The sequence below is a fragment of the Paenibacillus sp. 598K genome (assembly GCF_003851045.1).
Lineage (GTDB): Bacteria > Bacillota > Bacilli > Paenibacillales > Paenibacillaceae > Paenibacillus_D.
Genome location: NZ_BFBX01000038.1, coordinates 366 through 13,481 on the forward strand (window position 1 = coordinate 366; position 13,116 = coordinate 13,481).

At 61.5% G+C, this 13,116-nt stretch carries 9 protein-coding genes and 1 pseudogene; 2 read left to right on the top strand and 8 right to left on the bottom strand.

All coding sequences use genetic code 11. The features are described from left to right. From PA598K_RS13520 to PA598K_RS13530, 3 genes are all read right to left on the bottom strand, one after another. On the bottom strand, positions 1-1,101 hold a 1,101-nt coding region (locus tag PA598K_RS13520; protein ID WP_260405402.1), incomplete at its 3' end, for an ABC transporter transmembrane domain-containing protein. Between the two features lie 282 nt (positions 1,102-1,383). Next, complete coding sequence (gene rpmG / locus PA598K_RS13525) at positions 1,384-1,533, bottom strand: 50S ribosomal protein L33 (RefSeq protein ID WP_128657481.1); 150 nt, start codon at positions 1,531-1,533, stop codon at positions 1,384-1,386. 52 nt (positions 1,534-1,585) lie between these two features. Next, positions 1,586-2,815 carry a GTP-binding protein gene (locus PA598K_RS13530; RefSeq protein ID WP_128657482.1) on the bottom strand — a complete coding sequence of 410 codons (1,230 nt, stop codon included), beginning with the start codon at positions 2,813-2,815 and terminating at the stop codon, positions 1,586-1,588. A 250-nt stretch (positions 2,816-3,065) separates the two neighbouring features. On the opposite strand from PA598K_RS13530, the gene PA598K_RS13535 reads away from it, so the two are divergent. After that, positions 3,066-4,811, top strand: a complete 1,746-nt coding sequence (locus tag PA598K_RS13535) for a methyl-accepting chemotaxis protein (protein WP_185601927.1) — start codon at positions 3,066-3,068, stop codon at positions 4,809-4,811. 497 nt (positions 4,812-5,308) lie between these two features. On the opposite strand, the gene PA598K_RS13540 is transcribed toward PA598K_RS13535, so the two are convergent. The 5 genes and pseudogenes from PA598K_RS13540 to PA598K_RS13560 all read right to left on the bottom strand — a co-directional run bounded on the left by PA598K_RS13540 (position 5,309) and on the right by PA598K_RS13560 (position 11,634). After that, positions 5,309-7,165 (bottom strand): ABC transporter ATP-binding protein, encoded by a 1,857-nt coding sequence (locus PA598K_RS13540; RefSeq protein ID WP_128657484.1) that lies wholly within the window; start codon positions 7,163-7,165, stop codon positions 5,309-5,311. Next, complete coding sequence (locus tag PA598K_RS13545) at positions 7,140-9,116, bottom strand: ABC transporter ATP-binding protein (protein WP_128657485.1); 1,977 nt, start codon at positions 9,114-9,116, stop codon at positions 7,140-7,142. The genes PA598K_RS13540 and PA598K_RS13545 overlap by 26 nt, the downstream gene beginning before the upstream one ends. Before the next feature lie 5 nt (positions 9,117-9,121). Continuing rightward, complete coding sequence (locus PA598K_RS13550) at positions 9,122-9,547, bottom strand: MarR family winged helix-turn-helix transcriptional regulator (RefSeq protein WP_128657486.1); 426 nt, start codon at positions 9,545-9,547, stop codon at positions 9,122-9,124. Between the two features lie 174 nt (positions 9,548-9,721). Next, positions 9,722-9,889 (bottom strand): annotated as a pseudogene (locus PA598K_RS13555) (MerR family DNA-binding transcriptional regulator); the annotation flags it as partial. Positions 9,890-10,083: 194 nt separating this feature from the next. Next, on the bottom strand, positions 10,084-11,634 hold the full coding sequence (locus PA598K_RS13560; protein ID WP_128657488.1) for a hypothetical protein: 1,551 nt from the start codon (positions 11,632-11,634) through the stop codon (positions 10,084-10,086). 243 nt (positions 11,635-11,877) lie between these two features. On the opposite strand from PA598K_RS13560, the gene PA598K_RS13565 reads away from it, so the two are divergent. After that, a complete protein-coding gene (locus PA598K_RS13565; RefSeq protein WP_307719888.1) occupies positions 11,878-12,636 on the top strand; it encodes a DUF6612 family protein in 759 nt (252 codons plus the stop codon). The last annotated feature ends 480 nt before the right edge of the window (positions 12,637-13,116 follow it).

The window sequence follows — 13,116 nt, forward strand, 5'->3', positions numbered from 1 at the left end:
GCCCGAGCCGCTCGGACCGACGAGCGCGACATAGGTGCCGCTGTCCACGCGCAGGTCGACCTCGCGCAGTTGTCTGACCTCCGGTGTATAGCCAAAGCTGACCTGCTCCATGACGAGCGAATGGAAGCGCGGCTCCGCCACGACCGGCCGCTCCGGCTCCGACACATCCGGCGCATACGTCAACACTTCATGGATGCGGCGAAAGCTGACATTCGACTCGATCATCGCCGGGATGAGATAGGCCAGAGAAGAGCCGGACTGACCGACCGTCAGGAACAAGGTGAAGAAGGCGATAAATTCGCCGACCGTCATCGCATCCTCGAAGATAAGCCAGCCGCCGATGCCGATCATCAGCCCGTTAAGCAGCAGCAGCGCCACCAGCGGCAGCCGCTCCATGAGCGATCCTGTCAAATGGACCCGCAGACCAAAGGTGAACAGATCGCCGATCTGCACATTCGCCAGCTTGCGGAATCGCGCCTGCTGATGCAGGCCCTTGATCGTCTTGTGCCCCTTGACCATCTCGTCGACCGTATTGGAGAAGCGCTCCTGCGCTTCCTTGTAGGCAGATTGCGCCTCCTCGGCGCGGCGCTGCACCAGTCGCGGCAGCACGAACATCAGCACCGAGCCCAGCAGCATGACGAGCGTCAGCCGCCATTCCAGCAGGAAGAGCAGCGACAGCCCCATCACTACGCTCAGCGTCTCGCTTAGCAACAGCGGCGCCGTCCCCCGGATCACACGCTCCATCGACCCCATGTCGGCCGAGAAGCGCGTCACCAGATCGCCGACCCGATACTTGCCGTAGAATGGCAGCGATTGCCGCTGAATATGGGTGAACAGCTCCTCCCGCAGACTGCGAATCGCGCCGCCGCTCGCCCGGCCCAGCGCGTAATCTCCTGCCGCCCCGGCGACCAGATTGAGCAAGCCGCCGACTAGCAGGACGATCAGGATAAGCCAGAACATCTGTAGATCGCGCGGCTCGAACGCTTCGTCGACCAGAAACTTCAGACTGAGCGGAGCAGCCACCCCATAAGCGACCTCCACCAGCGTACCCACTGCAAAAACGCCGCACATCAGCTTGTACGGCATCAAATAACGCCACATTACTTTCAAGAACCCCACCTGATCATCGCCCTCTCTCTAGCTCTAGATTAGCTCAGTTGGGACAGGGTGTAAATATGCAAATCGAGCGCGGAAGCAACGACAAAAAGCCGTCCTGGCCGCACTTCGGCAGCAGGACGACGGTGGAGCGAGCACCTCCGCACGACAGGTACAGCGCACGGTAGAGCGGGATTGGACAGGTGCTGAAGACGAGTCTTGAGCAGGATGTCGCCGGCTTCTCTCTGCTCCGAATCCCGCAATATAACAGTCTGGGCGATTTGTCTGCTATCTCGTCTCGCGGTGCAGCGTGTACTTTTTCAGCCGAGGAGAGTATTTGCGCAACTCCAGGCGCTCGGGGTGGTTGCGTTTGTTTTTGGTCGTCGTATAGTTGCGATCGCCGCATTCGGTACAAGCCAGCGTAATCGTCACTCGCATCGAGAATCCTCCTCTCCTAGATCCTATTAATTCCTAACGTATCGGGGCCAGCTTACAGGGCATGGGCAGGCTCGCCCAGTTCATCCTCCAGTTGAAGCTCCGGCTGGCTCGGGAAGCCATCGCCGAAGGCAGCCCAGTCCATGCTCATCTCTGCTTCGGTCAACAGGCACTGGTCCAGCGAAGCGGAGAGCTCGGCGCGATCGAGATCGAGCCCGATCAATACGAGCTTGGTGCTGCGGTCGCCGTAGTCCGGGTCCCACTTGGCCGCAAGCTCGGCATGCTCGCTCAGCAGCGCCGACTGCTCGGCCTCCGGCAATGCAGCGACCCACAGCCCCGCCGGGCCAAACTGGATCGACGGACCCGCCTGACTGAGACTTTGCGCCATCCGGTCGCGAGTCGCCAGCCAGACGATGCCCTTCGCTCGCACGACCTCCTCCGGCCAGTCGCTCATCCAGGCCATCAGACGCTCGGGATGGAATGGACGCTGGCGCTCGTAGACGAACGAAGAGATGCCGTACTCCTCTGTCTCAGGCGTATGCCCCTCTGCCTCCATCTCGCGGATCCAGCCGGCGGAGCGGCTCGCCTCATCGAAGTCGAACAGACCGGTGTTCAGGATATCGCTAGGCGAGATGCGACCATAGGACGCCCGGATGAAGCGGGCTCGCGGCTGCAGCGCGCGCAGCACCTTCTCCAGATTGTCCAGCTCCTGCTCGCTGACACGATCGCACTTGTTCAGGACGAGCACATCGCAAAACTCGATCTGGTCGATCAACAGATCGACCACGTCGCGGTTGTCTCCCTCGCCTACCGCCTGCTTGCGGTCCATCAGCGAATCGCCGGAGGCGTAATCGGTCCAGAACCGGTACGCGTCGACGACCGTCACCATGCAGTCCAGTCGACAGAACCTGGTCAGGTCGATCCCCTGCGTCTCGTCGATATAAGAGAAGGTCTGAGCCACCGGCACAGGCTCGCCGACGCCGGTCGACTCGATGAGGATGTAGTCGAAGCGGCCGTCCAGCGCCAGCCGCTCGACCTCGCGCAGCAGGTCTTCGCGCAGCGTACAGCAGATGCAGCCGTTGGACATCTCCACCAGCTTTTCCTCCGTGCGCGACAGCCCGCCGCCGCTGGCGATCAGCTCGGCATCGATATTCACCTCGCTCAGGTCGTTGACGATGACCGCGACGCGCAGTCCCTCGCGATTGTTCAGCACATGGTTGAGCAATGTCGTCTTGCCGGCGCCGAGGTAACCGCTCAGGACAGTCACCGGTATCTTGTTCGTCATAGGTGAAGCACCTCAATTCCAATTTATAATCGTAATAATAACTATTACTATTAAGTTTGTCAACTACTGACCCTTTACCTGGCATTTCCTCCCCCTTTAGTTTGTGCAGATATCGAGGGTCAAGCTGATCCCTCCAGAAAATCTGTATACAAAACACAATATACAATGTATATTTATGTCATGAAACCTGACTCAAATTATACTTCACAACTTTTGATGTGAAGTAATGCTACAAAATTGGGGGCTCACGATGAAAACAAAAGGCTCGTCACTGGCGGTAAAAGGCTCTCTGATGCTAATGCTCCTCATCCTGTGCGCGGACGGAGTATTGATGTACAGCTCGTACCGCAACCAAAATGCGATCTTCCTCGATGGACTCTCTCGACTAGGCACGAAGCTGCAGCTGCAGCTTGATTCGGCAATCCCGACGATAGAGTCGGCAATCCAACGTGTCGAGGCTGGCAAGATCGACAACGATCCCGCACTGGATGTCCTGAAGTATCGTCTGGAAGCGATGGTCGACGACGAATACATAAGCAATGCTTATCTGCTGCTCCTCGAGCCTGCGTCGACTGCCGAGGGCACAGGCTATACGATGCTCCAGGTCACCCCCTCTTTGCGCCAAGCCGGGCTCTATCCGGGCGCTGTCTACCCGGCCAATGACGTATTCGTCCGCGGAGTCAGGGATACTTCTGCCAGTGGACAATCGACGCTAACCGCCCCTTACACTGACGCATATGGCGAGAGCCTCACACAGTTCCACCTCCTGACCGATGCGATGGATGAGCCGATCGCCCTGCTCGCGCTTGACTACCGTTATGACTATGTGCGGCAAATGCAGCAAACGATGCTCCGGGACAATGCAATGCTCTCGCTGATTATCGCCGTGCTCGCAACAGCAACCGGGATGTACGCGCTCCGTCGCAGCATCGGGCCGATCAAGCAGCTCGCCAGCCTGTCCGCAGCCGCGGCCCAAGGGGATCTGACCGTGTCGTTGCCTCACCGCAAGCGCGACGAGATCGGCGGGCTGTCCTCCGCCTTCAACGCGATGGTCGGCAGTCTGCGCCAGCTCACCGGCGAGATCAGCGCCTCGGCCTCTCATGTCGGCACAGCCGCCGAACGGATGGAGAGCCAGGCTCGCGAGACGGCTGCGGCGACCGCAGCATCGGCTGGCGCGCTCGATGAAGTCGCCGTCGGGTCATCCACTCAGCTGCGTAGCTCTCAGCAATGCCAGCGGGCGATGGACGAGATGGCCACCGGCATCTCGCGGATCGCCGAGGCATCCGCAGCCGTCTCCGAGCTGACCGTGCTGACCTCCAGACAAGCCGAGAGCGGAGGCGTGATGATGGAGCGCTCCCTACAGCAGATGGAGATGATCTCTGCCGAGCTGACGGAGGCCAGCGACACTGTTGCCGAGCTGCGCGCGAGCAATCAGCAGATCGGAGCCATCACGACGCTGATCGCCGAGCTGGCCGCCCAGACGCATCTGCTGGCGCTCAACGCATCTATCGAAGCAGCGCGCGCTGGCGAGCATGGTCGCGGCTTCGCGGTTGTCGCCGGCGAGATCCGCCAGTTGGCGGAGCAGTCGGATCGCTCCTCCCGGGACATTCATCGGCTGCTGGCGACGATCAGCGAGATGACGGAACGAGCCTCCCGCGAGCTGACGCGGACAGCTGGCAAGATTCGTGATGGCTCCGCCTCGGTGAGTCAGGCTGGCGAGGCGTTCCGCGATATCGTGGACTCGATCCGGACCGTCTCCGGTCAGGTCCAGGAGGTCTCTGCCTCCTCCGAGCAGCTATCGGCGGGGACAGAGGAGATCGCTGCCTCGCTAGCCGAGCTCGAGCAGATCGCCGACCGCTCGGCAGCCCGCACCCGGTATATCGCGGAGGGGGCGTCAGCGCAGCTGGCATTGATGCAATCCGTGCAGGATTCAGCTAGCGAGCTGCGAACGGAGGCCGCCGACCTTACCGCTGCCGTTCGTCGCTTCCGGCTGTAGCTGCCGCCGCTGCGACGAAAGATCCTTGTCGCCCGGGGGCCACAATAGCGAGGGGGTAAGCGGGCGGCAGCGCGCCTGAGGAGCGGCCTGCGGATGATCGGCTCGCGGGCGGTGGGACGCGCTTGAGAGATGCGTGGAGGAGCAAGAACCGCGGGAGAGCGATACGGCCAAGGAGCCGCCTGCCGAGGTGCGGCGCACACTGGAGCGCTAACGCCCAAAGCTCCCGTATCCTCAAGTGGTTACCGATCATAATAGGTATAGAGCAGAGGCTAAGCGCAGAAAAGCCGCAAGAGTCACTTGTACTCTTGCGGCTTGTATCCTCTTTACCGAATATTACATCTTAGCGGCTGACTGCTCAGGCGTTATCCGCTGCTCCAGTGCACCTTTGTTCCCTTAATCGTGCGTTTTGACGTCACCCCGACGCTGAATCGCCAGCGCAAAGCCAGGCATCCGAGCGCCTTAAGTCGCACCCTCATAGAGGCGTGGCCGGTACCGAGCTAATCTCCCGCTGCCGGCTCCAGGTTGCGGAACTGGTTGTGCACCATCTGCGCATAATAGCCTTGCTGCTGGAGCAGCTCCTCGTGGCTGCCCTGCTCGGCGATCCGCCCGCCCTCGAGGACGAGGATCGTATCGGCATCGCGGATCGTGCTGAGCCGGTGAGCGATGATGAAGGTGGTACGGTTGTTCATAACCGCCAAGAGCGCCTCCTGGATATGCAGCTCGGTGCGGGTATCGACGCTGCTCGTCGCCTCGTCGAGGATGAGGATCGCCGGATCGGCGAGGATGACGCGGGCGATCGCCAGCAGCTGGCGCTGGCCCTGACTCAGGTTGCCGCCATTCTCGGTGAGCGTCGTCTCATACCCGTGCTGGAGCCGCTGGATGAACACATCGGCGCGCGCCAGTCGGGCCGCCGCTTCCACCTCGGCGTCTGTGGCCGCCGGCTTGCCATACTTGATGTTGTCCTTGATCGTCCCGGAGAACAGATACGTATCCTGCAGGACGATGCCAAAGCTGGCGCGGACCCGATCGCGCGGATAGTCGCGCAGATCGTGGCCGTCGAGCAGGATGCGTCCGCCGGTGACGTCGTAAAAGCGAGTGAGTAGATTGATAATCGTCGTCTTGCCCGCCCCTGTCGGACCGACAAGCGCGGTACTGCTGCCCGGTCGCGCCTCGAAGCTGACATCGTGGACGATCGGCACATCGTGACGATAGCCGAAGCTGACCCGCTCGAAGACGACATGCCCGCGCGGCCGCTCGAGCGGCCGTGTCTCGGGACGGTCGGCAGTCTCCTCCGGCTCGTCGAGCACCTCGAAGGCACGCTCTGCTCCGGCGACGCCCGCTTGCAGCACATTGAAGATCTGGGCCATCTCGTTGAGCGGTCGGACGAACTGACGCGAGTAGCCGACGAAGCTGGCGATCACGCCGACGGTGATGATGTCCCTGACCGCCAGCACGCCACCGGTGAGCGCGATCGCGGCAAAGCCGATATTGTTGATGACCGACAGCAGCGGCATCATGAAGCCGGACCAGATGCCAGCCTTGACGGCGGCCTGATACAGCTTGCCGTTGACCTGCTCAAAGTCGCGGATCGAGCGCTCTTCGTGGTTAAACGCCTTGACGACCTCCTGTCCGCTGATCGTCTCCTCGATATGGCCATTGAGCCGACCGAGCTGCGCCTGCTGCTCCTTGAACATGACGCTCGTGCGCTTGGTGATCGTGCGGGCCAGCAGGTAGACGAGCGGCACGGTGACAAGCGCGGCCAGCGTCAGCAGCGGGCTGAGCACGAGCATCATGACGAGCGAGCCGACGATGGCGATCGCGCCGCTCATCAGTTGGATCGTCGACTGCGAGATCGTCGTGCTGACGTTGTCGATATCATTGGTCAGCCGACTCATCGTCTCGCCGTGCGGCCGGCTGTCAAAGTAGGCGAGCGGCAGCCGCTGCAGCTTGTCGAACAGCGACTGCCGCAGCCGCATGACGATGCGCTGCGACAGACCGGCGAGCATCCAGCCCTGCACCAGATTGATCGCCGCTTCGCCGATATAGGCGGCGGCCAGCACGACGGCTAGCGTATAGAGCAGACTCAGGTCGCCCCAGCCGATCGCATCGACCGCCCGGCCGATCAGATACGGCCCGACTATCGTGATGCCTGCCTGGATCAGGACGAGCGCCGCGATGAAGGCAAGGCCGCGCCGCTCGCCGCTCACCTCTCCCCAGAGTCGGCGGATCGTCTGGCCGAACGCCTTGGGCTTGACGAGCGGGCCGCCGCGCCCGTGTCCCCGTCCGAAGCCGCCGGGTCGGTGCTGCAAGCCGCCGACTGGAGGGGCATTATCCGCGCGTGGCGCCTTGGACATGGCTATCCATCTCCTTTCCGATCTGGGACTGATAGATCTCCTGGTAGACCGGGCAGCTCTCCATCAGACTCGCATGGGTGCCGAGGCCGACCACCTCTCCGACATCGAGCACGACGATCAAGTCGGCGTCCATGACAGAGGTGATGCGCTGGGCGATCATCAGGCAGGTCATCCCTTTGGCATAGTCGCGCAACCCCTCCTTGATCCGCGATTCGGTCGTCGTGTCGAGCGCGCTCGTACAGTCGTCGAGTATGAGCACGCGGGGCTGGCGGATAAGCGCCCGGGCGATCGCGAGCCGCTGCTTCTGGCCGCCCGAGAGATTGACGCCGCGCTGGCCGAGCAGGGCATCGTAGCCCTCCGGCAGCGCGGTGATGAAGTCATGCGCCTGCGCCAGCCGAGCCGCCGTCTCGATCTCCTCCTTCGTCGCGTCCTCCCGTCCCCAGCGGATATTATCGGCGATGCTCCCGGAGAATAACATCGTCTTCTGCGGGACGATGGCGATCTGCTCGCGCAGCGCAGCCGGGTCGATGCGGCGAGTATCGACGCCATCCAGCCGCACCGTGCCGCTGTCCGCGTCGTAGAAGCGCGGGATGAGCTGCGCCAGCGTGCTCTTGCCCGAGCCGGTCGAGCCGATCACGCTCACCGTCTGTCCCGGCTGACAAGCGAAGCTCACCTCCCGCAGCACTGGCAGCCCCGTCGTCCCGGGGTAGGCGAAGCTGACGCGCTCGAAGGCGATGGCTCCGCTTTGCGCCCCCTCGACGCGCCCTAGCGAACCGCCCGCAGGCTCCGAAGACCGATTGGCCTGGCCCTGCGTGGCCGCCATGCGTTCTGAGGACCCGCCGAGTCGATCCATCTCCTCTTCGTCTCGGGTCGACGCTCCCGTTCCTCGAATCAACGACTGCCCGTTCGGACCCATCTGCCTGGTCTCGCCGTCCGAGTCGGCCGACCCGCCATAGCGGCCGTCCGCCGCTCCGTCTCGATTCGGCGTCGCTGTCTGGGCAGCCTGCCCGCCCCGCGCGAATACTTCGTTGATCCGTTCGGTGCCGGCGCGTGCCCGCACGAACATATTGAACACCATCGACACCATCATGAGCGCGAACAGGATCTGTGTCATATAGTTGATGAAGGCGACCAGCTCCCCTACCTGCGTCGAAGAACCCGCTCCTGCGGCCCAGGTGCCGCCGACCCACAGGATGGCGACGACAGCCAGGTTGACCGTCAGCATAATCAGCGGATTGAAGATCGCCATCGTCAGCATCGCCTGGACCGATACGTCCCGCTGCTCCTCGTTGGTCTTGCGGAAGCGGGCGCTCTCGTGGGCGAACCGGTTGAACGCCTTGACCACCCGCACCCCGCCCAGATATTCCCGCACCGCCCCATTGATCCGGTCGAGCGACTGCTGCACGCGCATGTACCGCTTGAAGCCGATCCGCATGCTCAGGATGACGAGCGCCGCCACGATCGGCACGACGACGCCGAGGATGATCGCCAGCTCGGCATTGAGCCGGATCGCCAGGATGAGCGCGCCCAGCCCCAGCATCGGCGCTTTGACGAAGATGCGCATCAGCCCGCCGACGAAGTTCTGGACGATTGTGATGTCGTTGGTCATCCGCGTGATCAGCGAGGCCCGCTCGAAGCTGTTCATCTCCTGGAAGGAGAGCGACTGAATCTGACGGAACAGATCGCTGCGCAGCTCCGTACCGAATCGCTGCGAGACGAGGACAGCGAGGATGTTGCGCATACTGGCCGCCACAGCGCCGACTGCCGTGATAAGCAGCATGATGCCCCCGAGCCGCAGCACCTCGTCCATATCCTTGCCCGCGATGCCCCGGTCGATGATGAGCGCCAGCAGCGTCGGCATCATCAGATCGGCGGCAGCCTCCAGCATGAGGAAGAAAACGGCCAACGAGAAGCCTTTCCAATATTTGCGGATATATTTGGCATAGGGCATCGCTCTTACTCCCTTCCCTGGAGCTGTCGGACCAGTTGACCCATCAAGGCGACGAGCTGCTCCCGTTCCGCTGCGGACAGCTTGCCGAACGGCTCGGCCAGCGATTCCATCCAATATTGCTCGGTATGGTCGATGACCGCTTCCCCTTCCGGCGTCAGGCGGATCAGCTTCACGCGCGCATCGGAAGAGTCCGGCATACGGACGAGGTAGCCTTGGTTTTCCAACCGGTCCAGCATCTGCGACATCGTACTCGCCCGCACATCGAGATGCGAGGCCAGCTGTCCGATCGTACTGCCGCCGCTACGCCGCAAGTGCCGCATGAGCAGCCATTGCACCCGCGTCAGCGCCTGGTCGCGGTCAAAGACGGCCGAACGCAGATGACGGTTCACCGTCTGCAGATGCGCCACGAATAGTTCGATTTCCTGGTGCAAGTCTGTTCCCTCCCTTAAGACGTGTTTTGGTCGCGTCTGATCACCCGCGCTAGGGCATCTTTCGTGCCTACAAACGCTTGCAATATTTTATATTATATAGCTAACCTAAATAAATGAGAAGCTACAAAGTGAAATTCCTTTGCCATCCTTTGGCGGTGTATTCACTCTCCCCCCTCCATGGTCGAGATACAGCTGAATCGTCCGCACCTGCTCCACCGCCAGCGGCGAATAGTCCCGATAGCCATTGTCCCGCCGCAGCGGCGTCAGCAGCCCCAGCTTGTCATAGTAACGCAGCGATCGTACGCTAACCCCGGTAAGGGCGGCCAGCTCCCCGATTCTCATCCATCAACGCCTCCTGTCATCGGCTCCCCTTAGTATAAACCGTGACATCAGTGTCAAGGTCAACACATTTTGCGTTATCCCGTACGCTTGCAAGTTGACAGCGCGTGGCCGCGATACCATGCGTTGCAGTATATTCGCAAGGTCATGGACGTGCGGCGCCCCATGCGGGAGATTGCGCTGTACATCGAGAAAGCTCACTGCAGCAGCTCGCGGTCGATATGTCTCAGCTTGGTCAGCAGCTGCAGCATCGGCTCGCGGCCCACCGAGATACGCAGCGCCGCCTCAGCGCCCTGCTCGCCGCTCACCGCATTCATCCGGAAGGTATCGAAGCCAAAGCTGCCGCCGGATACGAAATGGCTGCCCTCCGGCGCACGACGGACAAAGGCATCGATCCGGCGCTGCACCTCATCCTCGCATGCTACGTCTGGCAATCGAATGTAAGCTACTGCCCCATGCCAAGGCTCGCCCTTGAGCAAGTAGTCGGCGCTGCGCGGCACTGTCGTCCAATAGTCGCTGATCCGGCCGGCGAGTCGCTGATGCTCGAGGAAGCTGACGAGCAGCCGCGCATTGCGATTGATCCGCGCGAGCCGCGTCGTCAGCCTCGCCTCATCCGGGTCCGGCAGCTGGCGGACGGCAAGCGGCGCGACCCCTGCGTCGAGCAGGGCCAGCAGATCGATCCAGCGCTGACGCTCCTCCTCGTCCCTCATGCGCGCGCCTGCAGCAGTCAGGAAGCCGGCATTGGCCAGGTCGAGACCATACTGCAGATACTTGATGGCGCTCTCGATGCAGATCAAGGTCACATGCGGCGGCAGCCGATCGACGTAACGAGTGAAGATCGGATTGGCGATGCTCGTAAAGGTACGGTCAACGATTACATAGAGCGGTTCGCTCTGATGATGGGCACAGATCAGCTGCATCAGCCGATCCAGCTCGACCGCTGGCCGGACAGGCCAACTGCAGCCCGGATCGACGAGCAATCCGCCTATAGGCTGTTCCTGCTTGAGACGGGCATAGAGCGCCTCCGGCCCCAACTCCTCCGTCTGCGGTAAGATGAGCTTCGCCAGCTCGGCGCCTTCTCCATACAGTCCCTCCTGACAGTAGAAGGGCAGATCGTCCGTTGCACCCTTGCAGGCAAAAAGCGCCAGCTCCAGCGCCTTCATCCCCGAGGTCGTCATGAAGCCAAGGCTCTGCCGACCAAGCGCGTCGTCGATCCCGTACCAGGCGTAGAGCGCGCGCGCTTCATACGATTTGACCGCATCGCTGCCGTAGCTGCGTTCGTATGTATTCTCCTCGGACTGGGCAAAGCCGAGCTCCGCCGACTGTCCGCCGTTGTGTCCCAAACGCTTGCCGGGCGACTGCCAGTCGCTTCCCTCGACGACAGCGCCCAGCTGTTTGTGCAGCAGCCGCAGCTCGTACTTCATCGCCAGATACGCATCCAGATCGCACGCCAACGGGTCCCTCTCATATTGACGGCGACGCGCCTCCAACGCTTCGAGCTCCTGACCGAATACATCGCGGAGCCCCTGCTCGAACCGCCGTTCCGGGTACATCCGGGCGAACAGCGTCAGCTTGTCTCTGGCACTATCTATCAGCCAGGCGAGCTCCTCCAGATCCTGCAGCCGCTCTGCCCGCTCACACGCCAGCCAGTCCTCGGGCGGCGCCGGCAGCCGCTCCCCCAGCCAGCTCTTCCAGTCGATCCTCTCGGTCCCGAAATCTGCCATCCCTGCACTTGCCCTTCGCTCCATCCATCCCCGCCTCCTCTTCTACGGTCTTTGGTTGTTTGTAGTTACCCCAATCGACGCTTCGCCAAGCACCTTGGAAGAGAGGGGCTAATTATGGCATAATTTAAGTATGGATCAACGGAAAGGAGCTTATTACATGCACTATACTTTTCGAGTGTCGGGCGCCCTATCCCTCTGCTCCTCCTGCTGCTGGCGTGCAGCAACGGTCCTAACTCTGAAGAGCCGAAGGACGAGCCTCGGGAGCTGATCCAACAGATCGCGGAGGCAATCGCCGCTGTGGACAGCTATACGTCGGTGATCGAAGCGGAGCAGGAGCTGCGCCGGGAGGACAATGAGCAGATCGAACGCAACGCCATCGTCAGCCGGACCGCATATGTGCGAGCGCCTGCGAGCGTGCATCATGTCTTGGAGAAGGTGAATCTGGTATCGGGGGAACAGACCGAAGAACAGCACTATATAACCTCAGAGGGCCATTGGTCCAAGGAGGACGGTGCTTGGAGCGTTCAACCGAAGGATCAGCGCAGCCATAGGCTACGGTCGCTCGAAGCGCTAAACGGCCCGCTCGTACAATGGCACAGATTCGAGAAGCATGCGGAGAAGGTGATCGTGACGGAGGAGGAGGGGCGTATCGTCTTGCGGCTGAAGTTAGAAGGCGAGGCGGTCCGGGGCGGCCACTCGGCAACTGACGTCGGCTTGTCTCAACTGCCTAAGGTACCTCAGGTGCGGGATGGAGCGGCTGCCGATACGCCGGACGCACCGGCGTTGTCGTCCCATTCGGACGATTCGGACGTAGCGGCCCCTACAACGCATACGGACATCATGAACCTCATCTATATCATCGACCCATCAACCTATCTGCCCGTGCAGATCGACTCTGTCACCGCTTATGCTGTCTCAGATCGTGACGATCCTGCTATCATGCAAGTATCGGAGCGATACGAAATCGCCTACAACGAGACGCCGCCAATCCAAGTTCCCCCGGAGGTGCTGGGCGCAACGCGATAGCCCAATAATCGAAATAACCGCAAGCTGAAACGCACCAGAAACCGGGGTAAGCTGCGCAGCAACGGGCTGCAACTGAGCTCAGCAGTGCGCGCAGCATGGCCTCTTGCGGGTCCGGGTCGTGGGCGCACACTATCCCACGTCCCACTACTCCCTTGCTCCCCCCCACAGTCTGCCCTCCAGGCCTTTTTAAGGAACATACATATCCTTAATTAACGAAAAAGTGGCTTTTGGGCCACGCAAAGGAACCTCAGTATCGCTATTTCCCCTCAAACTCGCGAAATCGCTGCCTTGAGTGGCAAATAAGGATATAGAGGTTCCTAAGGTACGTCAATATGGGCTTACTTTGCAAAATAGCGTTACCTATGTTCCTTAGCGCGGAGGGCCAAGCCTACATACGCAGCGCCGCCCCTCCTACGCCTTAGCGCCGGTGAGGCCAGCGCCTCCCCTGCCGCTAGGCGTCGGCGCGACCCGCGCCCGGGC